A 23576-nucleotide genomic window follows, 5' to 3' on the forward strand; every position below is an offset into this window, starting at 1 on the left:
GAGCAAACTTTGAACCCGATGAAGGGCTCGAAAACCTGACTGAAGTCGAACAACCAGCTCAAAAAGCTAGAAGTTCAGTTTCAACCAAAGGATAATTCATCCACAGACCAAACCGTCACCACGCCACTAGAGGACGAAGATCAACCGGCCAGGCCTCGGGACGAGGTAATTGGCATCGATTTTTGACACGCTGTTGAGTTCTCAAGAATCGGACACACACCATCAACCACCTCAACGAGGAGACCTCCGGGGCAACCCTTCAAACTTACCCGCCGCACCCCACCGAGTCAAACCACGCTGACGGGGGCGGAACCTGCACTCCGGAGCGGACCCGACTCGGTCGGTCACTCCGGACACTCGTCAGACCCCGGGACCGGCCAGCTTCGCTCGGTGATCTCTCACCGCCGCGGTGGCGTCCGTTCCTCCCTGTCGGGCTGACGAAGAGAACAGTAGCCCGGTCCCGCGGGATTCCCCAAATCGCTGTCCTCGCAGCACCACGGAGCGAGGGTGGCCGGTCGGTCGGAGCCTCGGCCGAACCCCCCGGGGCCCCGCGCGCGACGGTCAGGAGACCCGGTCGATGACGATCGGGGGCAGGTCCGGCCGCGATCCCTCGGGGGCGATCGTGAAGCCGCCCTCGAGCGCCTCGAGGGCGCGGGTGAACCGCTCCGGCTCGTCGGTGTGGAGGGTCATGAGCGGTTCTCCCCCACGCACGCTCGCGCCGGGCTTGTGGTGCAGCTCGACACCCGCCCCGGCCTGGACCGGGTCCTCCTTGCGCGCGCGCCCGGCGCCGAGGCGCCACGCGGCGACCCCGACCGCGAGGGCGTCCAGCTGGACGAGGACCCCGTCGGCCGGCGCGAGCACGTGGTGGGTCTCCTTCGCCGTCGGCAGCTGCGCGTCGGGGTCTCCCCCCTGGGCACGGATCATCCTTCTCCAGACGTCCATCGCTCGGCCGTCCGCGAGCACGTCGGCCGGGTCCACGTCCGAGCGTCCGGCGCCTGCCACCATCTCGCGCGCGAGCGCGAGGGTGAGCTCGACGACGTCACCCGGGCCGCCGCCCGCGAGCACCTCGACGGACTCCCGCACCTCGAGCGCGTTGCCTGCCGTCAGCCCGAGCGGGGTCTCCATGTTCGTCAGCAGGGCGACCGTGTGCACGCCTGCGTCGGCGCCGAGGCGGACCATGGTCTCCGCGAGCTCGCGGGCCTGCCCCAGCTCCTTCATGAACGCGCCCGACCCGACCTTGACGTCGAGGACGAGCGACCCGGTCCCCTCGGCGATCTTCTTGCTCATGATGGAGGTCGCGATGAGGGGCACGCAGGAGACGGTTCCGGTGACGTCGCGCAACGCATACAGCTTCTTGTCGGCCGGGGCGAGGCCCGTGCCGGCCGCGCAGATGACGGCGCCGACGTCCTCGAGCTGGTGCATCATCTGCTCGGTGCTCAGGTCGGCCCTCCACCCGGGGATCGACTCGAGCTTGTCGAGCGTGCCGCCCGTGTGCCCGAGCCCGCGCCCCGACAGCTGGGGGACCGCGACGCCGCAGGCAGCGACGATCGGCGCCAGGGGCAGGGTGATCTTGTCGCCCACTCCCCCGGTCGAGTGCTTGTCGCTCGTGGGGCGGGACAGCCCCGAGAAGTCGAGCCGCTCACCCGAGCGGATCATCGCGTCCGCCCACCGGGCGATCTCGCGCGGGTTCATCCCGTTGAGGTAGATCGCCATCGCCAGGGCGGACATCTGCTCCTCGGCGACGGCGCCCCTCGTGTAGGCGTCGATGACCCAGTCGATCTGGGCGTCGGACAGCTCGGCCCGGTCGCGCTTGGCGGAAATGACGTCTACGGCATCGAAGGCTTCACTCACGGGACCATCATGTCCCAGCGCCGTCGGTGCCGGAGCACGACCGGGTGCGGAGGCGTTCAGCCCTCGGCGTGACGGAGGTCCTCGGCCCCGAACGCCTGCGGCAGGACCGCCGACATCGGCAGCACTCCCTCAGGGGTCATGAGCAGGCACTGGGGCCCGCCGTTCTCCCAGAGGAGCTGTCGGCAGCGGCCGCACGGCATGAGGGCCTGGCCGTCACCACCGACGCAGAACACTGCCGTGAGGCGCCCGCCGCCGGAGGCGTGCAGGTCGGACACCATGCCGCACTCCGCGCAGAGGGCCACGCCGTAGGCGGCGTTCTCGACGTTGCAGCCGGCCACGACCCGCCCGTCGTCGACGAGGCCGGCGACACCGACGCGGAACCGGGAGTAGGGCGCGTACGCCCGCTCCATGAGCTCGACCGCGCGCAGGCGCAGCGACTCCCAGTCGACCGCGTCGACCGCGTCGGCGGCGTCGGAGGCGCCGGGCCGCGGACTCGTCGTCTCGGCCACTAGTGCCCCTCGCCCTTGCGGTAGATCTGCCCGTCGGCCGCCGGCATGCGCAGGCGCTGCGAGGCGAACGCGAGCACGAGCAGGGTCGTCACGTAGGGCAGCGTGCTGGACAGCTCGGGCGGCACGATGTCGGTCAGGGCGTACCAGACACCGACGATGACGCCCACGACGAGGGCGATGACGCCCTGCACCACGCGGCCCTTGCGGACGATCTGCCAGATCCCGATGCCGATGAGCAGCACGGCGAGCAGCAGGAGGAAGGCGTGGACGGTCGTGCCTCCACCGCGCAGCTGGGCCGCGTCGGTGTAGCCGAACAGCACCGAGCCGGCCATCAGACCGCCGGGTCGCCAGTTGCCGAAGATCATGGCTGCGAGGCCGATGTAGCCACGACCACCCGTCTGCCCGTCCCGGAAGACGTTGGCCGCCACGAGCGCGAGGAAGCCACCTCCGAGACCGGCCAGGCCGCCCGAGACGAGGACAGCCAGGAACTTGTAGCGCAGCACGTTGACACCGAGCGACTCGGCCGCCACCGGGGACTCGCCGACGGAGCGCAGCCGCAGGCCGAAGGTCGAGCGCCAGAGGATGTAGGCCGTCGCGATGAAGAGCAGGACGGCGAGGATCGTCACGACCGACACGTTCGTGCAGAAGGCACGGAGCACGCCGGCAAGGTCGGAGATGAAGAAGATGTGCTTCTGCTCCAGCTCGCCGAGGGCGTCGGACAGACCCGGGATGCTGATCGTCGGCAGCTCCTCGAGCGGCGGCGACTGCGTCGGGCCGCCACCCGGGAGGGTGCTGAAGAAGCGCACCGAGAGGTACTTCGCGAAGCCGAGCGCCACGATGTTGAGCGCCACACCCGAGACGATGTGGTCGACACCGAAGGTCACCGTCGCGATGGCGTGGATGAGTCCCCCGACCGCGCCGCCGATGACCGCCCCGACGAGACCCCACCACGGGCCGAGGTGGTAGCCGAGGAAGCCGGCTCCCCACGTGCCGAGGATCATCATGCCCTCGAGGCCGATGTTGACGACGCCCGCGCGCTCGGACCAGAGACCACCGAGACCGGCGAGGGCGATGGGCACGGCGAGTCCGAAGGCCGCGATGAGCAGACCGGACGAGTCGACGTCGTTGGCGCCGGTGACGACACGGAGGACCGAGAGCACGAGCACGGCACCGAGGCCGACCCCGACCCACTGGAGCGGGCTCAGGCGGAGCCGGCGCGGGGTGGCGGTGACCTTCTCGACGCCGGCGTCCAGACCAGTGACACTCATGCCGTCGCTCCTTCCGGGGTGGGGGCATCGGATCTCGTCGCGGACAGCTCCCTCGCCACCCGCTGCTGCTCGAGGCGCACGTCGGCGCGACGGATCAGCTCGTAGGCGATGACGACGGCGAAGAGGATGACGCCCTGGATGATGAAGACGACCTCGGAGGCGACCCCGGCACGGATCTGGAGCGCGTTGCTCTGCACGTCGAGGAACGACCACAGCAGGGCCGCGGCCGCGATGCCGAGCGGGTGGTTGCGACCGAGCAGCGCGATGCCGATGCCGGCGAAGCCGAGACCGGCCTGGAACGTCGTGCCGTAGCTGTGGTCCTGGCCGAAGAGCAGTGGCATGCCGATGAGGCCGGCGAGCGCACCCGAGGCGATCATCGTCGTGACGACCATGCGCGGCACCTTGACGCCGCTGGCCACCGCCGCGCTCTCGGAGCGACCCGTCGCCCGCAGGTCGAAGCCGAACCGGGTCTTGTTGATGACGAACCAGTAGAGAACGCCGACGAGGACGGCGAGCAGGATGAGCGTGTAGACCTTGTTGGTCGCGCCGGGGATGAGGCCGAGGCCCGAGAGCTGCGAGGACTCGGGGATGGGCTTCGTCGAGATCGTGTTGCTGCCCTGCTGCTTGACCGCGACCTTGAGCAGCAGCCACTGCACGACGCCGGTCGCGATGGCGTTGAGCATGATCGTGCTGATCACCTCGGAGATGCCGCGGCGGATCTTGAGGTAGGCGGCGATGCTCGCCCAGAGGCCTCCCGCGACCATCGCGACGACGATGGTCAGGAGGACGTTGAGCGGACCGGGGAACCAGGCCTGGCCCGCGAAGGCCGCGCCGGCGAAGACGGCGACGCGGTACTGGCCGTCGACGCCGATGTTGAAGAGGTTCATCCGGAAACCGACGGCGACCGCGACGGCCGAGAGGTAGTAGACCGTGGCGCCGTTGACGATCTGGACGAGCTGGCGCGGCTTGGGCCAGCTGAGGATCGTCTGCCAGACCTCGACGACCGGGTCGCCGAGGAGCAGCAGGATGGCCGACGTCACGAGGAACGCGACGACGAGCGCGAGCACCGGCGCCGCGACGGCGAGGAGGAGCTTGCGGGGGCTGAACGTGCTCATCGGGTCTCCTCCGGGCCGGAAGCCGCTCCGGTCATGGCCGCGCCGAGGTCCTCGGCGGTGACGGTGTCGGGGTCGAAGGTGCCGGTGAGCCGCCCGCGCAGGATCACCTCGATGGTGTCGGAGAGGCCGATCAGCTCCTCGAGGTCGGCCGAGATGAGCAGGACGGCGAGGCCGTCGCGCCGGGCCTGGCGGATGATGTCCCAGATGCTCGACTGGGCGCCGACGTCGACGCCGCGCGTCGGGTGTGCGGCGACGAGCACCTTGGGCTGGTGACTCATCTCGCGGCCGACGATGAGCTTCTGCTGGTTGCCGCCGGAGAGCGACCCCGCCTTGACGTTGATCGAGGGCGTGCGGACGTCGTACTCCTTGACGATCCGCTCGGTGTCGGCCTTGGCCCCCGCGGCGTTGATGATGAAACCGCGGACGTTCGGCTCCTCGGTCTGGTGGCCGAGGATGCGGTTCTCCCAGAGCGGGGCCTCGAGGAGCAGCGCGTGCCGCTGCCGGTCCTCGGGGATGTAGGCGACACCGGCCTCACGGATCTCGCGCGTGCGCCAGTCGGAGATGTCCGTGTCGCCGAGGAAGACGAGGCCCGAGGTGGGCTCGCGCATCCCCATGATGACCTCGACGAGCTCGGCCTGGCCGTTGCCCTCGACGCCCGCGATGCCGAGCACCTCACCCGCGTGGATGGTCAGCGAGATGCCGTCGAGCACGTTGCGGCCGGTTCCGACGCCCGCGAGCACGATGTCCTCGGTGCGCAGGACGACACGGTCGGTGACCGTGGACTCCTCGGTCTGCGGGGTGGGCAGCTCGGCGCCGACCATGAGCTCGGCGAGCTGGCGCGCGTTGACCGACGACGGGTCGACGGTGTCGACGGTCGTGCCGCGCCGGATCACCGTGATGGAGTCGGCGACCGAGAGGACCTCGTCGAGCTTGTGCGAGATGAACAGGACGGTCAGTCCCTCGGACTTGAGCTCCCGGAGGTTGTCGAAGAGCTCGTCGACCTCCTGCGGCACGAGGACCGCTGTGGGCTCGTCGAGGATGATGATCTTGGCGCCGCGGTAGAGGACCTTGAGGATCTCGATGCGCTGGCGGGCGCCGACCCCGAGGTCGGCGACGAGCGCGTCGGGCTCGATGTCGAGGCCGTAGTCATCGGAGATGCGGCGGATCTCGGCGCGGGCGTCCTCACCGATGCCGTGCAGCTTCTCGGCACCGAGGACGACGTTCTCGAGGACCGTGAAGTTGTCGGCGAGCTGGAAGTGCTGGAAGACCATGCCGATGCCCTCGGCGATCGCGTCGGACGGCGAGTGCAGGTGCACCTCGCGGCCGTCGATCTGGATCGTCCCCTCGTCCGGGCGCTGGACGCCGTAGAGGATCTTCATCAGCGTCGACTTGCCGGCGCCGTTCTCACCGACGATCGCGTGGACCGTGCCCTTGCGGACCTTGAAGCCGATGTCCTTGTTGGCCACGACTCCCGGGAAGCGCTTGGTGATGCCTTCCAGCTCGACTGCGTAGTCGGCCCCAGCGGGGGCGGCCGGTCGCTCGGGTGCGGATGCAGTGATGGCGACAACTCCTCGTCCGGGCCCGGAGTTCGGGCTCCGGGCAGCAGGTGGTCAGGGCACCGGGCCGGCCGTATCGGGACCGACCCCAGGTCCGGTCGGACCGACCGGCGGTGCTGGGGACGGACACGGCCCGCGACGACGCTACCGCGCCGCACGGGCCGTGTCTCCCCATCAGGGTGTGCTGCAGATGATGGTGCTGAAGGTGGTGCTGGGTGTGGCTGACTACGGCTTGGTCGGAACCGTGATCTCGCCGGAGATGATCTTCGCCTTGAACCCGTCGAGCTGGCTCTTGATGTCGTCGACCTTGCCACCGGTCGTCGCGTAGTCGACACCGTTGGCCTTGAGGTCGTAGACCTTGTTGCCCGTGATGTCGGTGCCCGCGGAGGCCGACTTGAGGAAGTCGTAGACCGCGACGTCGACCTTCTTGATCATCGAGGTGAGGATGACGTCACGCACGTCGGGCGTGGCCGTCAGGGCCTGGTCGGAGTCGACACCGATGGCGAGCTTGCCGGCAGCCTTGGCGGCCGTGAAGACACCGCTGCCCGAGCCACCCGCGGCGTGGTAGACCACGTCGGCGCCGCCCTGGTAGAGGCCCTCGGCGGCCGTCTTGCCCTTGGCCGGGTCGTTGAAGCCCGAGAAGTCCGGCGGCTGCGAGAGGTACTGGCTCTTGACGACGATCGAGGGCTTGGCCGCCTTGGCGCCGGCGACGTAGCCAGCCTCGAACTTCTTGATGAGGTCGACACCGACACCACCGACGAAGCCGACCGTGTTGGTCTTCGACTTCAGGGCGGCGGCCGCGCCGACGAGGAAGGAGCCCTGCTCCTCGGCGAAGGTCAGCTGGGCGACGTTGGCGCCGGCGGAGTCGGCGGACGCGTCGTCGATGATCGCGAACTTGACGTCGGGGTTGGCCTTGGCGACCGTGCCGATGGCCTTGGCGTACGCGAAGCCGACACCGATGACGTGGGTCGCACCCGCGTCGATGAACTGCTGAAGGCGCTCCTCGGTGGCAGCCTCGCTCTCACCGTTGACCTGCGTGGCCTCCTTGAACTCGACACCGAGGTCGGCCTTCGCCTTGTCGAGGCCCACGGCCGCCGACGCGTTGAAGGACTGGTCACCACGACCGCCGACGCCGTAGGCGATACCGACGACGATCTTCTTGCCGGCGGCCTGCGTGCCGGTGCTGCCGGCCGAGGTGTTGCTGCCCGCGGGCGTGTTGTCGCTGCTGCTGCCGCAGGCCGCGAGGCCCAGCGCGGCGGCGGCGACGACGGCCGCGACCTTGGTTGCGTGACGCAAGAGGTGCTCCTTAGATTCCGCGGGGCCGACGACGACATCGGCCCAGATAGCACGGAACTGTAGACCCCGGCACGACAAGATCTGAACGGCTCGGGGGAAGTCGCAGGAAGTGTTACCGATCCGCGACCGCGCTCAGAGGAGAGACGCCTCCGAGGGCCGGTGTGCCGGCCAGACGGGCCGCCGCCGCGAAGACGACACCGGCCAGCGTCCGGGCCCCGACGACGATCGCGCCCTCGTCCACGACGAGGTCGCCCCGGTGCAGGTCGTACGTCGGGCCGCCGGGTGAGCGGGTGCCGAGCCGGGCCATGGCGCCGGGCACGTGCGTGAGGTACCACGCGAAGTCCTCGCCGCCGAGCGACTGCGGCGTCGGCGCCACGAACGACCCGGTGCCGGTCACGGAAGCCGTGAAGGCGTCGATGCAGCCGGCGTCGTTGACGACCGGGGGCACGCCCTTGGTGATGAGCACGTCCGCCTCGACGGCATACGGCTTGACGACCTCGTGGACGACGGCTTCGAGGAGGCGCTCGACGCCCTCCCAGATGCCGGCGTCGAGCATGCGCAGCGTGCCGCCGACCTTGCCCGACGACGGGATGACGTTGTGCGCCCCGCCGGAGTGGATCGAGCCCCACACGAGAGCCGCGCCCGCGCGCGGGTCGAGTCGGCGTGACAGGATGGCCGGCACGTCGGTGACGACCTTGGCGAGGGCGTACGTGAGGTCCTGGGTCAGGTGCGGGCGCGAGGTGTGGCCGCCCCGACCGGAGAGCGTGACCTCGATCTGGTCGGCGGCCGCCGTGATGGCGCCGACGCGCAGCCCGACCTGGCCCGCGTCGAGGTTGGGGTCGCAGTGGAGCGCGAAGATCTGGTCCACCCCGACGAGGCCGTCCTGGGACACGACGTCCTCGGCGCCGCCGGGCATGAGCTCCTCGGCGGGCTGGAAGATCAGCCGCGCGCCGACGCCGGCCGCGACGAGCCGCTCCTCGACCTGCCTGAGGGCGAGCGCCGCGCCGATGAGCGCGGTCGTGTGGACGTCGTGACCGCACGAGTGGCTGACGCCGTCGGTCCGGGAGGCGAACTCCAGGCCGGTCTGCTCGCGGATCGGCAGGGCGTCGATGTCGGCCCGCAGCGCGATCCGGTGTGAGGGGTTCGCGGCGCCGAGGTCGGCGACGAGGCCGGTGCCGCGCAGCCGCCGGACGCCGATGCCGGCCCGCTCGAGGCGCTCGGCGACGAGGGCCGTCGTGCGCACCTCGCCACGTCCGAGCTCCGGGTGGGCGTGCAGGTCGCGGCGGATCTCGACCAGCTCCGCGGCATGCTGCTCGACGGTTCGGGCGATGGCCTCGAAGGGCAGCGAAGCGGGGCGGTGGGTCACGATCACGGGAGTCTAGCGAGAGGATGGGGTCGACCCCCGCAGGCCGGGGTCGCCGGGACCGGTGGAAGCACGGAGGGAGAGGTCACGCGTGGAGTCGGAGGCACCCACGGGGACGTCCCTCGGGACCGACGCCGTCCGGCACGTCATCGGGCTGGTCGACCGGGCCATGCCCTTCACCACCGTGACGAGCCGTGTCTCCCCCGCAACCGTCTGGACCGCGGACGTCGTGGCGCACGTGCGGGCCGGCGCGGACCCGCTCGCGCCGTGGCGCTCGGCGCTCCACGCGCAGATGGAGCAGCGCAACGCGACGACGGTGCGCCCGCACGTGCCCGCTGCCTTCGTCCTCCAGTGGTGGTGCGAGGTGGCCGCCTCCCCGATGGCGTATGCCGCCGTGCTCGGTCCCTGGCTCCTCGTGCCGTCGGGCGCAGGGCTCGGTTTCGAGCTCGCGCCGGGCCTCGACCCGTTCCGCATCGTCGTCGTCCCCGAGCGGACCACCGTGGAGGCTGACGACGACCCCGCGCGGCGTCTGGAACGGGCCCGGACGGCATACCTCGCGCTCGTCTCGGAGGTCGTGACGGCCTACGCCCCCGACGTGCGCATGGGCTCACGGCAGCGCTGGGGCGTCGTCGGCGACATGTGGGAGACGGCCGTGCGGCTCGCCCGGGGCGCGGCCGGGGAGAGCGTGGGGCCCGAGCCGACCCGGGTCTCGTGCTGCTTCATCTACGCCATCCCCGGGATGCGCGAGTGCGCCGCGTGCCCCCGCAGCGGACGGGGCCACCCGGGTCCCCGGACGGCGCCGAACTAGGCTCTGCGCCATGCCGCAGCACCTTCCGGGTTCCGACCTGCTCGTCGTCCACGAGGAGGTGCGCGAGGCCCTCGATGCCGGCACCGGCGTCGTCGCCCTCGAGAGCACCATCCTCGCCCACGGCCTCCCCCACCCCGACAACATCGAGATCGGTGGGCAGATCGAGGGCGCCGTGCGCGCGGGCGGATCCGTGCCGGCGACGATCGCCCTGCTCGACGGCGTCGTGCACATCGGGCTCGGGGCTGCCGAGGTCGAGCGGGTGTGCACCGACCCGGACATCGCCAAGCTCTCGGTCCGTGACGTGGGCGTCGCTGCGGCACTTGGGTTCTCGGGCGCGACGACGGTCGCCTCGACGTCCGCGCTCGCGCACCTCGCGGGCATCCGCGTGTTCGCCACCGGCGGCCTCGGGGGCGTGCACCGCGGGGCCTCCGAGACCTTCGACGTCTCCGCCGACCTCGGGGTCATCGCGTCCACCCCGGTGCTCGTCGTGTGCGCCGGGGTCAAGTCCATCCTCGACGTGGCCGGCACGCTCGAGACGCTCGAGACGCTGTCGGTGCCGGTGCTGGGCTACCGGACGGACGCGTTCCCCGGCTTCTACCTGTCGGACTCCGGGCAGCCGGTGCCGTGGCGGGTCGAGTCGGCGGCCGAGGCTGCACGGGTCGTCGTCGCCCGGGATCGCCTCGGGACCGACGCCGCCGGTGTCGTGCTCGCCAACCCGCTGCCCGCCGACCGCCAGGTCGAGCGGGGGCTGCACGACCGTCTCGTCGAGGAGGGGCTCGCGCTCCTCGAGCGCGAGGGCGTGCACGGCAAGGACGTCACGCCGCGGCTGCTTGAGTACTTCCACGACCACTCCGGCGGCGAGTCGCTTCGCGCCAACGTCGAGCTCGTCCTGTCGAACGCGCGCCTCGCGGGAGAGGTGGCGGCCGAGGTCGCGTCCCAGCTCGCGACCCGGTCGGCATGACGACGCGGCCGGTCGTCGTCGTCGGTGACGTCGGGCTCGACGTCATCACCCGTCCGTCCGGCGACATCCGCTGGCACTCCGACACCCCCTCAGCCGTGGCCCTCGTGCCCGGGGGCGCGGGCGCGAACTCCGCCTCGTGGCTCGCCGGTCTCGGCGCCGACGTGACCCTCGTGGCCCGCATCGGCGACGACGCAGCAGGCACGACGTGCCGTCGCGAGCTCGAGTCGGCGGGCGTCACCTGCGCCTTCGCCGTCGACGCCACCCTGCCGACGTGCATGGTCGTCATCCTGCTCGACGCCCATGGCGACCGGACGATGTTTCCCGACCGAGGCGCCAACAAGGCCTTCGCGGTCCCGGACGTCGACCTCGCCTCGCTGGGGCTCGCGGCCGAACCCCGGCCGCACCTGCACCTGTCGGGCTACGTGCTCTTCGACGCCGGATCGCGCGCGGCCGGTCTCGAGTCGCTGCGCCAGGCGCGGTCGCTCGGGTGGACGACGTCGGTCGACCCGCAGTCGCCGGCCCTCATCGAGCGGGAAGGCGTCGACACCTTCCTCGGTTGGGTCACCGGCGTGGACCTGCTGCTGCCCAACGAGAACGAGGTCGCCGCGCTCGGCGGACTGGCCGCGATCCTGGCGCACACGAGCGAGGTCGTCGCGACGTACGGCGCGGCCGGGGCCCGGTGGGTCGGTGCCGACGGCGTGGACGAGTCGGCCGAGGCGCCGGTCGTCGAGAACGTCGACGCAACCGGGTGCGGTGACGCCTTCAACGCCGGCCTCCTGTCGGCCTGGCTCGCCGGTCAGAACCGGTCGACCGCGTTGCGTGCGGGGGTCGCGGCCGGCAGCGCCGCGGCAGCCCGCGTGGGCGCCCGGCCCGGCTGAACGGCATACGCCCTCGGTGCGTTGCCGGGTCAACCAACAGGCAGCAGGCGGCACACGGGCTGCACCGACCCGCCGGTCGCCCGACGTCCTGTCGGTCGACCCTGTGGACGGACGGCCCACGCGCGTCAGCAGGCCCGACACGCTGAGGTATGCCGCAGCTGCGTCCCGAGACAGCCCTCGCTCGACTGGGAGGCATCGCCCGCCGCGACCGACTCCGCGCGCTGACCCACTGGCGACGGATCGACGCGGCGCTCGCCGAAGGGGGCGTCGTGCGGGTGGCGCACGGGTGGTACAGCCTGCCGCTCGCGCAGGGCGGTCGCCGGGAGGCCCTGCGACTCACCGGGACGGCCTCACACACCACCGCGGCCAACCACTGGGGCTGGAAGGTCAAGACCGTCCCGGAACGGCCTCATGTCACGGTCCGGCGCAAGCGTCACCTGACCCGGGATGCCCAAGCCGCAGCAGCGGTGCACTGGCGCGACCTCGACCACGAGGACGTCATCGAGGGCTGGGTCACGTCGCCGGTGCGCACCGTCATCGACTGCTGCCTCGACCTGCCCTTCGACGAGGCGCTCGCGGTCGCCGACTCGGCTCTGCGCTCCGGTCTCGGACGAGGCGCCGTTGCCGAGCGCGCGGGATGGTTGGGTCCGCGGCAGCGCCGTCGGGTGGCTCGGGTCATGGAGGCAGCGGACCGGCGTGCGGCCAACCCCTTCGAGAGCGTGCTGCGCGCCATCGCCCTGGACGTGGCCGGCCTCGTCGTCGCGCCGCAGACACGCATCCGCTACGACGGCTTCTACGCCCGGGTCGACCTGGCGGACGAGGACCTGCGGATCGTCCTGGAGGCGGACAGCCACGAGTTCCACTCCGAGCGGAAGGCGTTCGACCGGGACTGCCGCCGCTACAACGGCCTCGTCACCCGCGACTGGCTCGTGCTCCGGTTCACGTGGGAGCAGGTGATGTTCGAGCCCGACGTCGTGCGGCGTGCCATCGAGGACGTCGTCGCGCTGCGTCGCTCTCAGGGACTGCGTCGCCTCCGCACGGGTCAGGTAACCGGTCCGAACCGCCGAAAAGCCCGCTGAGGCCGGGGTTTTCGGGTTGCGGCCGGTTGGTTGACCCCGGCCCGGGGTCGACGGCGTGCGGTGCCGTGAACCTTCGGTGTCAGAAGGTCTCGCGGGGCTGGTAGGTGCCCCAGACGGCGCGGAGGGCGTGCGCGACCTCGCCGCCCGTGGCGCGCGCCGCGAGCGCCTCCTTCATCGGGTAGAGGACGTTGTCGGTGCCCCGGGCGGCGTCCTGCAGCTTCGCGAGCGCCGCTGCCACGGCGTCGTTGTCGCGATCGGCGCGCAGGGCCTCGAGGCGGGCGCGCTGGTCGGCCTCGATCGTCGGGTCCACACGGAGCGGCTCGTAGCGGTCCTCCTGGTCGAGGACGAAGCGGTTCACGCCGACCACGGTGCGCTCTCCGTTGTCGATCTCGAGCTGGACGCGGTACGCCGATCGCTCGATCTCGCCCTTCTGGAAGCCCTGCTCGATGGCCGCGACCGCCCCGCCCTTGTCCTCGACCGCCTGGATGAGCGCGAGCGCCGCGGCTTCGATCTCGTCGGTCATCGACTCGACGACGTACGAACCGGCAAACGGGTCAACGGTCTTCGTCACGTCGGTCTCGTAGGCGATGACCTGCTGGGTGCGCAGCGCGAGCCGCGCGGCCTTCTCCGTCGGCAGCGCGATGGCCTCGTCGAAGGAGTTGGTGTGGAGCGACTGCGTGCCACCGAGCACCGCGCCGAGACCCTGGAGCGCGACGCGGACGAGGTTGACCTCGGGCTGCTGCGCGGTCAGCTGCACGCCGGCGGTCTGGGTGTGGAAGCGCAGCATCATCGACTTCGGGTTCTGGGCACCGAACTCCTCCTTCATGATCCGCGCCCAGATGCGGCGGGCGGCGCGGAACTTCGCGACCTCCTCGATGAGGGTCGTGCGCGCGACGAAGAAGAAGGAGAGGCGCGGGGCGAAGTCGTCGACGTGCAGCCCGGCGGCCTGCGCGGCGCGGACGTACTCGATGGCGTTGGCGATCGTGAAGGCGATCTCCTGCACGGGCGTCGCCCCGGCCTCGGCCATGTGGTAGCCGGAGATGGAGATGGTGTTCCAGCGCGGCATCTCCTTGTGGCAGTAGGCGAAGATGTCGGCGATGAGGCGCAGGGACTCGCGCGGCGGGTAGATGTAGGTGCCGCGCGCGATGTACTCCTTGAGCACGTCGTTCTGGATCGTGCCGGTCAGCTGGTCACCGGCGACGCCCTGCTCCTCGGCGACGAGCTGGTAGAGCAGGAGCAGCGTCGAACCGGGCGCGTTGATCGTCATCGACGTCGAGATCTTGTCGAGCGGCAGGCCGTCGAAGAGCGTGCGCATGTCGTCGAGGCTGTCGACGGCGACGCCGACCTTGCCGACCTCGCCGTGCGCGATGGCCTCGTCGGAGTCGTAGCCCATCTGCGTCGGCAGGTCGAAGGCGACGGAGAGCCCGCCGGTCCCGGCCTTGACGAGCTGGTGGTAGCGCTGGTTGCTCTCCTTCGCGGTGCCGAAGCCGGCGTACTGCCGCATCGTCCACGGACGTCCGGTGTACATCGACGGGTAGACGCCCCGGGTGAAGGGGTAGCGGCCGGGCGCGCCGAGCTTGGCGTCGGCGTCGAAGCCGGCGAGGGCCGACGCGTCGTAGACGGGCTCGATGGGCAGGTCGGACTCGGAGCGCGCACCAGTGCTGTCAGCCATGCTGCCGAGCGTATCGGCGCGGCGGTCCGCCGCTGCCGCCCGCCGGCCGAACGTTGCCGATCTCACGTCACCGCTGGCGTATGCCGTCGGGCCCGGTCCCGACGGCACGTGGCCTCGCGACGGGTGGGGACCCGCGGATCGTGGCCTCGCGACGAGCGAGGGTCAGGAGGTGGCGGGCCAGGTACGGGTGATCTCGGCCTTGCGGGCGGCCCACTCCCCCTCGAGCTCACCGAGCCGCTCGCCGAGGAACTCGAGGAAGGCCACGGAGAGCTGCAGTCGCCGACCGGCGTCGGTGTCGAGGCCACCGACGGCGGGCACCCCTGCACGCAGGCTCGTCTCGATCTGGGCCAGCATCCGGTCGCGCGAGAGCATCGCGCCGTGCCAGGCGTCGGCCTGCACGACATAGACGTCGCGGCGGGACCCGCGCTCGCGCTCCTTGCCGATGAGGTAGGTCTGGGTCAGGTAGCGCACGGCACCGGACACCGCGGCCGGGCTCACGTCGAGAGACTCCGTCAGCTCCGCGGCGGTCATCCGGCCGTCGTCGTCGGCGAGCAGCTGGGCGAAGACGCGGGAGGCCAGGCGCGGCATGCCGGCGTCGGTCAGGGTGTCGCCGAGACGCTCGACGTAGGCCGAGACCGCCCGCTCGTCGCGGTTCGACCGCTGTCGCACTGACGTCACCGTTCCTCCTCCGTCGCGTGGACCGACCCTAACTCAACTCTCATAGCATTCAGTAAACCGTGAACATTGTGTACCGTCGATGCATGACCTCCGCCATCCAGGTCCACGACCTGCGCAAGACCTTCGGGCACACCGTCGCCCTCGACGGGCTCGACCTCGACGTGGCCACCGGTGAGATCCACGGCTTCCTGGGTCCCAACGGCGCCGGCAAGTCCACGACGATCCGCATCCTGCTCGGCCTGATCCGCGCCGACGGCGGCAGCGCGACGCTGCTCGGCGGCGACCCGTGGCACGACGTCGAGACGCTGCACCGCCGCCTCGCCTACGTCCCCGGCGACGTCGCCCTCTGGCCCAACCTCACCGGGGGTGAGGTCATCGACATCCTCGCCCGGCTGCGAGGGGGCGTGGACGAGAAGCGGCGCGCGTCGATGCTCGAACGGTTCGACCTCGACCCCACGAAGAAGGGTCGCTCCTACTCGAAGGGCAACCGGCAGAAGGTGGCCCTCGTCGCGGCCCTCAGCTCCGACGTCGAGCTGCTGCTGCTCGACGAGCCGACGTCGGGTCTCGACCCGCTCATGGAGGCGGTGTTCCGCGACGTCGTGCGCGAGTTCCGGGACGGCGGCGGCACGGTGCTCCTGTCGAGCCACATCCTGTCCGAGGTGGAGCAGGTGTGTGACCGCGTCAGCATCATCCGCGCCGGCGTCAACGTCGAGTCGGGCACCCTGACCGACCTGCGCCACCTGTCCCGCACCACCGTCCGGGCCACCCTCGCACGCCCGGTCGACCCGGCACAGCTCTCCGGGCTCCCGGGCGTCGGCGACGTCCTCGTGGCCGGCGACCGGGTGTCGTGCACCGTCGGGAGCGACGACCTGGGGCGCCTGCTCGAGGTGCTCGGCACGCACGGCATCACGGCCCTGACGAGCGCCCCGCCGACGCTCGAGGAGCTCTTCATGGACCAGTACCGCACGACCTCGACGGCGACGTCGTGACCGCCCTCGCCGTCCCCGCTCGTCAGTCCGGCGCAGGCCTGACGGGGACCACCTCGCTGCTGAGGCTCGCCGCCCGGCGCGACCGGGTGCTCGTGCCGGTGAGCGCCTTCGGCCTCGCCGCCTTCGTCGCCCTGTCGGCCCAGGCGACGTTCGCGCTCTTCCCCGATCTGAAGTCGGCGCAGCAGGGAATGGCCTCGACGCTCGCCAACCCGGCACTCGTCGCGATGTACGGCCCGATCTCGAGCCTCAGCATCGACTCGATCGCGACGCTCAAGTCGGTGCTGCTCGGCGGTGTCTTCCTCGCGCTGCTCGCCTACGTCGTCGTCCGGCGCCACACGCGGACGGAGGAGGAGGCCGGGCGCCTCGAGCTGCTCGGAGCCGGCGTCGTGGGGCGCCGGGCGGCGCTGACGGCCGCCGTGCTGCTCGGCACGGGTGCCGTCCTGCTCACCGTCGTCCTCACGGTGGTCTGGTCGACCGCCGTCGGACTCGACCCCGCCGGCTCGGTCGCCCTCGGCGTCTCGTGGCTCGTCATGGGGCTGTCATGGGTCGGCGTCACCGCGGTCGCCGCGCAGCTGACCTCGAGCACCCGCGGCACTGCGGCGTGGTCGCTCGGCGCACTGGCCGTCGCCTTCCTCGTCCGGGCCGTCGGCGACACCGCGGGAGCCGACAGCCCGGCCCGCTTCCTGTCCTGGCTGTCGCCGCTCGGCTGGGGCGTCAAGGTCTCGCCCTACGGGGAGAACCGCTACTGGATCGTCGTGCTCGGGCTCGCGCTCTACGCCGCCCTCGTAGCCGCGGCGTTCGTGCTGCTCGAGCGGCGCGACCTCGGGTCCGGGGTGCTCCCGAGCCGAGCCGGCCACGACCGCAGCCCCGTCCGCACCGCCGGAGCCCTGACCCGACGCCTGGCCCGCGGCACGCTCGTCGGCTGGGTCGTCGCCTACGCCGTGCTCGGCATCGTCCTCGGGTCGATCGCCGGCAGCGTCGAGACGTTCGTCGACTCGCCCGAGGTCGCCGACATGCTGCGGGCGATGGGCGGCGACGCCGGCTCCATCACCGACATCTACTTCGCCACCGAGCTGCACTTCGCGGCCGTCGGCGCGGCGGCCCTGGCCATCGCCCTCGTCACGCGGATGCACACCGAGGAGACGACGACGCGCCTCGAGTCCCTCCTCGCGACGCCGGTGCGGCGTACCGGGTGGGCGCTCGGACACATCGTGATCGCCGTCGTGGCCTCGGCCGTCGTCATGCTCGTCAGCGTCGTCGTGGCCGGACTCGTCCACGGAGCCGACGTGGGCGATGTCGGCGGGACCGTGGCGCGCCTCGTCGGAGCCGCCCTCTCGACCCTTCCCGCCGTGTGGGTGGTCCTGGCTGTCGCGATGCTGCTCTACGGAGCGGTCCCCCGTTTCACCGGCCTGGCCTGGGCCGCACTCATCGTCTTCCTGCTGCTGGGTGAGTTCGGAGACCTGCTCGACCTGCCGGGCTGGCTCATCGACCTCTCACCGTTCACGCACCTGCCGGCGCTGCCGGGCGGCACGTTCGCGGCCGCCCCCCTCGTCGGGCTCACCCTCGTCGCAGCCGCCCTCGGCGCCGCAGGGGTCGCGGCCCTGCGGCGTCGCGACATCGGCTGACCCGCCCACCGGTAGTCGACCCGGGCGCCGGTGGCTCCGGACGGGTTCGGGCATCGACGGACGGGTCGGTACGGTGTCCCCCATGACAGGCATCCCCGGCTTCTGGGCCGTGATCCCCGCCGGCGGCTCGGGCACCCGGCTGTGGCCCATCTCGCGCCGCAGCTCGCCGAAGTTCCTGCACGACCTGACCGGGTCCGGGCAGTCGCTCCTGCGGGCCACGTGGGACCGCCTCGAGCCGCTCGTCGACGACCGGATCCTCGTCGTCACCGGGGTCGCCCACGAGGAGGCTGTGCGTCGCCAGCTCCCGATGCTCGGCTACGACGCCGTCATCGGCGAGCCGTCGCCCCGGGACTCGATGCCCGCCATCGGCCTCGCCGCCGCCGTCCTCGAGCGACGCGACCCCGAGGCAGTGCTCGGCTCGTTCGCCGCCGACCACGTCATCACCGAGCCCGACAACTTCCAGCGGGCCGTCGCCGAGGCGGTCGTCCTCGCCCGGCGCGGCGAGCTCGTCACCATCGGCATCGAGCCGACCGAGCCGGCCACCGGCTTCGGCTACATCCGGCTCGGCGCGCCGCTCGACGTCGTCGGCGCCCCGAGCGCACACCGCGTCGACGAATTCGTCGAGAAGCCGAACCTCGAGACCGCGACCCGCTACCTCGAGAGCGGCGAGTACCGCTGGAACGCAGGCATGTTCGTCGTCGGCGCGACCACCCTGCTCGAGCTGCTCGCGGAGAACCACGCCGAGATGGTCGACCACCTGCGCACCATCGCCGCGGACCCCCGCCGCATGCGGGACCTGTGGCCGTCGCTCCAGAAGATCGCCATCGACCACGCCGTCGCCGAGCCTGCCGCCGCCGCGGGCCGCGTCGCCGTCGTGCCCGCGGCCCTCGGCTGGGACGACGTGGGCGACTTCAACTCGCTCACTAAGCTCGTCGCCGAGTCGAGCGACATGCCGGGCATCACCGCCATCGGCCCGGCCGACGACATCATCAGCATCGACTCGACCGCCACGGTGGCGGCAGGGGGACGGATCGTCGCGCTCATCGGCGTCGACGACATCGTCGTCATCGACACGCAGGACGCCCTGCTCATCACCCGACCGGACCGCGCCCAGGAGGTCAAGAAGGTCGTCGAGACCCTGGCCGCCCGGGGCCGCACCGAGCTGCTCTGAGATCGGCCGAGCCGTGACGAGCGCCCCGCAGACGTCCGTCACGGCGCCGGCCGCGTCCGGGAGGGAGGGCTCCCCCACCTCCGCGGCCTCGGCGGCCTCGGTGCGCGTCGTCACCGTCGTGGCGATCGTGCTCGCGTGGGTCGTCACGCTGCCGCGACTGGTGCCAAGCACGTTCGGCGACCACGGCACCTACGTCTCGGTGGCCGAGCGACTCCTCGCCGGCGACCGTCTCTACGTCGACGTCTGGGACAACAAGGACCCCCTCTTCTACTACGCCCTCGCCCTCGGTCGCCTCGTGTCACCGCTCGCCGACGTGGCGCTCGAGGTGCTCTGGGTCCTGGGCGCGGGCCTCTCGGTGCTCGTGCTCGCCCGCTCGGCGGGCGCGAACCGTGGCCTCGCTCTCGTCGCAGGTCTCGGCGCGACACCGCTGCTGCTGACCGGGCCCCCCTACGAGAGCGGGATGACGCACCTCCCCGGCCTCGCACTCCTCCTCGCGTCCGTCGCGTGCGCCGTACGGTCCCGCTGGGTCGCAGCCGGGGTGCTCGTCGGCCTCCTGCTGCTCACGAAGCTCATCCTCGCCCCGGTCGTCGCCGGGGCCCTGCTCGTCGTCGCCCTCCACCGGAGGCCGACGGGTGGGCTAGCCGGGCTGGCCCGGGCTGCGGCCGGGGCCAGCGCGCTGCTCGCCGTGGGCCTCGGCGCGATGTGGCTTCGCGGCGAGCTGCCCGGATGGGTCGAGAACTTCAGGCTCAACGCGGACTACGCCGAGGGCGAGCTCGCTGCGTCGCAGTACGGCCCCGTCATCGGCCACCTCCTGCGCGCCTTTCCCGAGGACGGGCGAGGAGCCGGCACGGTCACCATCGCGACGCTCGTCGTCGTGCTGCTCGCGATCCCGCGCTCGTGGCGACGCCCGCGACCGGATGACGGCCCCGTGATCGGAGCGGCCACGACCACGCCCCGGGACCCGGCCACACCGGCACCGAACATCTCCGCCGCGGTCCTCTGGGACCTCGTCGTGGTGTCGCTGACCCTCGGCCTCGTCGTCATCGCGGCCACCGCCACGTGGCCACATCACGCCCAGACCCTCTCTGCCCCAGGGGGTTTCGCGGTCGCCCTCGTGGCGACCCGTCTCTCCGGCATGGCCGTGGGCTGGCGGGCGCCCCTCGTCGTCCTGCTCACGGGCTACCTCACGGCCGGGGCTCTCCACCCGTACTTCAGCCTCACCACCGCCCGCACCGTCCCCGCGAACGTCCAGCTGCTCCAACGGGAGTCCCCGGACAGCGTCGTCCTCGACTCCCTGGCCGGGGTGAGGACGTACGCCCGCGCCGGGGCCAACGACGCCACCGCCCACGCCGTGGGCCTGCGCGGGCTCGAGCTCGTGTGTCCCCGCTTCCACCAGTACTCCCTCGAGCCGGCCGCGATCCTCGACCTGACCGCTGCCTGCCTCCCCCGGGCCGACGCGGTCATCGTCGACGACACCGTGCGGCCCGAGGCGGGCGAGCCCGACTGGAACGCCTACGTGGCGCGCGTCCGGGCCCTCGTGGCCACCGGCTACGACTGCGTGCGGACCACAGGCTCCCAGGTCTGCGTTCGCCGCAGCCCCTGAGCAGCGCCGTTCCCGGGTTCCGCGCCGCACCGGCCGCCACGGGTCGACAGTGGTGGCATGAGCTCGATGCTGCCCGAGGAGGGCGAACACCTCACCACCGGCTGGGAGGACGACCTCCCGCCGACCGACTCGCTCGTGCGCCAGGCGGTCCTCGCGCACGTCTCGTGGGCGCGCGCGCTCACCGCAGCCGCGCGCGGGACCTTCTCCGAGGGTCCGAGCTGGTGCGCCGGTCGGGGCGGTGGCTCCTCGGCCCTGCTCAACTGGGCGATCGTCACGAGCCCGCCGCGCGACTGGGCACTGACCGTGGAAGCCATCTCGGCGGCATACGCGGCTGGGGTCTCGGCGATCGTCATCAGCCCGTTCCCGACGCCCGACCTCACCAGCCACGGTCTGGCTCTCGTCGGCCACCCGCCGCTCATGTCCCGGCCCACCACGACCGACACCTCGGCGTCGACCTCGCTCGACGTCCGTGAGGCCACGACCGAGCAGCACCTGCAGGACGCCGAGCGGGTGCTCGTCGAGGGGTACCCGATGCCCGACATGGCCGGGCTGCCGCCCGGTCACCTCTACCGGCCCGACGTCGTCGCCGGGCCCACGAAGGTCTTCGTCGGCTACGACGGCGACACCCCGGTCGCGACCTCCGCGGCCCACTCGGCTGCCGGCGTCACCGTCGTCGAGAACGTCGCGGTGCTCGCCGGCGCCCGCGGCAAGGGCGCCGGCGCTGTGCTCACGTGGGCGGCGACGTCGGCATGGCCCGAGCAGGGTGCCGTGCTCATCGCGAGCGACGACGGCCAGCCCGTCTACGAGCGTCTCGGCTACCAGCGGATCGAGCGCTGGACCTGCTGGCTGCGCCCCTGACCGTCGAGCGAGGACGTATGCCGTCCGGCCCGCTCAGGCCTCCGTCGCGGGCACCCCGGTCGCCTCGCGGACGAGCTCCCAGAGCCGCTCGACCTGCTCCGGCGTCTCGACCCCGACCGGCGCGTAGTGCGTCGCGCGCCGTCGCCGGTCGTGCCAGAACCCTCCGGTGCCGATCGCGTCGGCGGTGGCCGTGAGCCACACCGCGGTGTCGGCCCCGGCGTCGGCGTCACGCAGCAACGGCCCTGTGAGCGCGGCGAAACGAGGGAGCGAGTCGGTGACTCCCGGGGTGTCGGCCCATCCCGGGTGCATCGAGTGGACCCGGATGTCGTCGGACGCGAGGTCGCGCGCCCACAGCTCGGTGAGGACCAGCTGCATGCGCTTGGTCCGGGCGTACGCCGTGACACCGGAGTAGTCGCCCGAGGCGTACTCCCAGTCGTCGACGTCGAGCCGCTGCCCGTAGGCGCCACCGGACGTCACGAGCACGACCCTCCCGCCGGAGAGCGCCTCTCGGAGACCGTAGGTGAGCACGTGCGGGCCGAGCACGTGGGTGGCGAGGGTCAGCTCGTGGCCCTCCGGCGTGACGGTGCGCGCCGGCGGCATGACGCCGGCGTTGTGGACGACGGCGTGCAGCCGGGGCACCTCTGCGACGAAGCGGCGCGCGAACTCCGCAGTGGCGGCGAGGTCGCTGACGTCGGCGACGTGGGCCGTCACCTCGGCGAGGGGCTGCTCGTCGAGCAGCCGCGAGCGGGCGTCGTCGAGACGGGAGGCGTCGCGGCCGGTGATGTGCACGACGGCGCCCAGGTGCGCGAGACCTCGGGCCGTCGCCAGGCCGAGGCCACCGCTGGCGCCGGTCACGAGGACGTGCCGCCCGACGAGCGCCCCGGGCACCGGGTCGTGGGGCCACCAGGCACGGCGCACGGCGGGCCCGATCTTCGTGTAGCCGAGGACCAGGGACTTGTCCATGGCCCAGTCGAGGGCCGCGGCCGCTGCGTGGAGCACCATGGCCCCACCCTAGGTGCGCGCACGAGGTCGTCACCGAGGTGTCACCGCACACACCCCGGGAGGTCGCCCGCGACCGGCGCGCACTCGGGACCGTGGAACCGTGCGCGTCGCCATCGTCACCGAGTCCTTCCTCCCGACCGTCAACGGCGTCACGACGAGCGTCTGTCGCGTCGTCGAGGAGCTGCGCCGCCGCGGCGACGACGTCGTCGTCATCGCGCCGCGGACCCGTGAGGACTGGCCGGACGTCTTCTGCGGGACGCCCGTCCACCGGGTCGCCTCCGTCCCGGTGCGCCAGTTCGACGTCGGTCTGCCGACGCCGGAGATCGAACGGGTGCTCGAGGGCTTCGCGCCCGACGTCGTCCACGTCGCCAGCCCGTTCGTCCTCGGTGCGCGCGGGCTCGCCTCGGCCCGCCGGCTCGACCTGCCGACGGTCGCCGTCTTCCAGACCGACGTGGCCGCGTACGTCCGACAGCACAGCCCCGGGCCGGCCGGGGCGGCAGCCGCCGCGACGACGTGGCGCTGGATCCGCCGCATCCACGGCTGGGCCGACCTCACCCTCGCTCCTTCGTCGGCGGCGCTGACCGACCTCCGGGCCCAGGCCGTGCCACGGACCGCCTTGTGGGGACGCGGCGTCGACGCCAGCCTCTTCAACCCCACGTGGCGACTCGACGCCCTGACCCGGGCCCTGCGCCGGGAGCTCGCCCCGGCCGGCGAGCAGCTCGTCGGCTACGTCGGGCGCCTCGCCCCCGAGAAGGAGGTCGAGCGCCTCGCCGAGCTCGCCGACCTCCCGAGGACCCGTCTCGTCGTCGTGGGCGACGGTCCCTCGCGACGCGCGCTGGGCGCCCTCCTCGCGGAGGCCGTGGCCGCCTCGTCGGGCCGGCCGAACCGGACGCCCGTCCTTCTCGGGCCCCGCCACGGTGACGACCTCGCCCGGGCCTATGCCTGCCTCGACCTCTTCGTCCACACCGGGACCGCCGAGACGTTCGGGCAGACGATCCAGGAGGCCTGCGCGACCGGCCTGCCCGTCGTCGCGCCGCGCCGGGGCGGCCCGGTCGACCTCGTCACGGACGGCGACAACGGCTACCTCTTCGACCCGGACCGGACGGGCGACCTACGCGCGCAGGCGAGTCGGGTGCTCGACTCCCCCGGCCACGCCGCCGACCTGGGACGGCGTGGACGGACGCGGGTCCGGGCCCGGTCGTGGTCCGCCCTCGTCGCGAGCCTCGCCGGACACTACGGCCAGGTCGTCCGGGACCGTCGCGCCGGGCGCGCGGCCTGAGCGGACGGCATACGC

Annotated in this window: 20 protein-coding genes; 10 read left to right on the forward strand and 10 right to left on the reverse strand. The window is 72.1% G+C overall.

All coding sequences use genetic code 11. The features are described 5' to 3' along the window. Window positions 1-561: 561 nt before the first annotated feature. The 7 genes from H283_RS0116900 to H283_RS0116930 all read right to left on the reverse strand — a co-directional run bounded on the left by H283_RS0116900 (window position 562) and on the right by H283_RS0116930 (window position 8967). Window positions 562-1851 (reverse strand): thymidine phosphorylase, encoded by a 1290-nt coding sequence (locus tag H283_RS0116900; RefSeq protein WP_020144710.1) that lies wholly within the window; start codon window positions 1849-1851, stop codon window positions 562-564. Between the two features lie 56 nt (window positions 1852-1907). Continuing rightward, entirely contained in the window at window positions 1908-2360 is a 453-nt protein-coding gene (locus H283_RS0116905) for a cytidine deaminase (RefSeq protein ID WP_020144711.1), read from the reverse strand. Then, window positions 2360-3628 (reverse strand): ABC transporter permease, encoded by a 1269-nt coding sequence (locus H283_RS0116910; RefSeq protein WP_020144712.1) that lies wholly within the window; start codon window positions 3626-3628, stop codon window positions 2360-2362. The genes H283_RS0116905 and H283_RS0116910 overlap by 1 nt, the downstream gene beginning before the upstream one ends. Then, complete coding sequence (locus H283_RS0116915) at window positions 3625-4743, reverse strand: ABC transporter permease (RefSeq protein WP_020144713.1); 1119 nt, start codon at window positions 4741-4743, stop codon at window positions 3625-3627. Before H283_RS0116915 ends, H283_RS0116910 begins: the two co-directional genes overlap by 4 nt. Next, window positions 4740-6209 (reverse strand): ABC transporter ATP-binding protein, encoded by a 1470-nt coding sequence (locus H283_RS0116920; protein ID WP_020144714.1) that lies wholly within the window; start codon window positions 6207-6209, stop codon window positions 4740-4742. The genes H283_RS0116915 and H283_RS0116920 overlap by 4 nt, the downstream gene beginning before the upstream one ends. 315 nt (window positions 6210-6524) lie before the next feature. Next, window positions 6525-7595 (reverse strand): BMP family protein, encoded by a 1071-nt coding sequence (locus H283_RS0116925; RefSeq protein ID WP_020144715.1) that lies wholly within the window; start codon window positions 7593-7595, stop codon window positions 6525-6527. A 112-nt stretch (window positions 7596-7707) separates the two neighbouring features. Next, entirely contained in the window at window positions 7708-8967 is a 1260-nt protein-coding gene (locus H283_RS0116930) for an amidohydrolase (protein ID WP_020144716.1), read from the reverse strand. 82 nt (window positions 8968-9049) lie between these two features. On the opposite strand from H283_RS0116930, the gene H283_RS0116935 reads away from it, so the two are divergent. The 4 genes from H283_RS0116935 to H283_RS26820 all read left to right on the forward strand — a co-directional run bounded on the left by H283_RS0116935 (window position 9050) and on the right by H283_RS26820 (window position 12684). Continuing rightward, window positions 9050-9766 (forward strand): (2Fe-2S)-binding protein, encoded by a 717-nt coding sequence (locus H283_RS0116935; protein WP_020144717.1) that lies wholly within the window; start codon window positions 9050-9052, stop codon window positions 9764-9766. A 10-nt stretch (window positions 9767-9776) separates the two neighbouring features. Then, window positions 9777-10727, forward strand: coding sequence for a pseudouridine-5'-phosphate glycosidase (locus H283_RS0116940; RefSeq protein WP_020144718.1), 951 nt, complete (start codon window positions 9777-9779; stop codon window positions 10725-10727). Then, a complete protein-coding gene (locus H283_RS0116945) occupies window positions 10724-11605 on the forward strand; it encodes a carbohydrate kinase family protein (protein ID WP_020144719.1) in 882 nt (293 codons plus the stop codon). Before H283_RS0116940 ends, H283_RS0116945 begins: the two co-directional genes overlap by 4 nt. A gap of 149 nt (window positions 11606-11754) precedes the next feature. Further along, window positions 11755-12684: a DUF559 domain-containing protein gene (locus H283_RS26820; RefSeq protein ID WP_020144720.1), complete on the forward strand. Its 930-nt coding sequence runs from the start codon at window positions 11755-11757 to the stop codon at window positions 12682-12684. A gap of 79 nt (window positions 12685-12763) precedes the next feature. Here H283_RS26820 and H283_RS0116955 read toward each other — a convergent pair whose 3' ends face one another. Then, complete coding sequence (locus H283_RS0116955) at window positions 12764-14356, reverse strand: methylmalonyl-CoA mutase (protein WP_020144721.1); 1593 nt, start codon at window positions 14354-14356, stop codon at window positions 12764-12766. 162 nt (window positions 14357-14518) lie between these two features. Further along, window positions 14519-15034: a GbsR/MarR family transcriptional regulator gene (locus tag H283_RS0116960; RefSeq protein ID WP_231372311.1), complete on the reverse strand. Its 516-nt coding sequence runs from the start codon at window positions 15032-15034 to the stop codon at window positions 14519-14521. Window positions 15035-15117: 83 nt separating this feature from the next. On the opposite strand from H283_RS0116960, the gene H283_RS0116965 reads away from it, so the two are divergent. From H283_RS0116965 to H283_RS26825, 5 genes are all read left to right on the forward strand, one after another. Next, window positions 15118-16023, forward strand: coding sequence for an ABC transporter ATP-binding protein (locus H283_RS0116965; RefSeq protein ID WP_020144723.1), 906 nt, complete (start codon window positions 15118-15120; stop codon window positions 16021-16023). Next, entirely contained in the window at window positions 16020-17648 is a 1629-nt protein-coding gene (locus H283_RS0116970) for an ABC transporter permease (RefSeq protein ID WP_020144724.1), read from the forward strand. Before H283_RS0116965 ends, H283_RS0116970 begins: the two co-directional genes overlap by 4 nt. A gap of 82 nt (window positions 17649-17730) precedes the next feature. Further along, window positions 17731-18819, forward strand: a complete 1089-nt coding sequence (locus H283_RS0116975; protein ID WP_020144725.1) for a mannose-1-phosphate guanylyltransferase — start codon at window positions 17731-17733, stop codon at window positions 18817-18819. A 13-nt stretch (window positions 18820-18832) separates the two neighbouring features. After that, window positions 18833-20422, forward strand: a complete 1590-nt coding sequence (locus H283_RS0116980; RefSeq protein WP_028785683.1) for a hypothetical protein — start codon at window positions 18833-18835, stop codon at window positions 20420-20422. Between the two features lie 57 nt (window positions 20423-20479). Further along, window positions 20480-21280 carry a GNAT family N-acetyltransferase gene (locus H283_RS26825; protein ID WP_020144726.1) on the forward strand — a complete coding sequence of 267 codons (801 nt, stop codon included), beginning with the start codon at window positions 20480-20482 and terminating at the stop codon, window positions 21278-21280. 33 nt (window positions 21281-21313) lie between these two features. Here the strand turns inward: H283_RS26825 and H283_RS0116990 are convergent, their stop codons facing one another. Beyond that, window positions 21314-22282 (reverse strand): SDR family NAD(P)-dependent oxidoreductase, encoded by a 969-nt coding sequence (locus tag H283_RS0116990; protein ID WP_020144727.1) that lies wholly within the window; start codon window positions 22280-22282, stop codon window positions 21314-21316. 100 nt (window positions 22283-22382) lie between these two features. On the opposite strand from H283_RS0116990, the gene H283_RS0116995 reads away from it, so the two are divergent. Further along, window positions 22383-23561: a glycosyltransferase family 1 protein gene (locus H283_RS0116995; protein WP_020144728.1), complete on the forward strand. Its 1179-nt coding sequence runs from the start codon at window positions 22383-22385 to the stop codon at window positions 23559-23561. Window positions 23562-23576: the final 15 nt, after the last annotated feature.

The sequence above is a fragment of the Terracoccus sp. 273MFTsu3.1 genome, assembly GCF_000383675.1.
Lineage (GTDB): Bacteria > Actinomycetota > Actinomycetes > Actinomycetales > Dermatophilaceae > Terrabacter.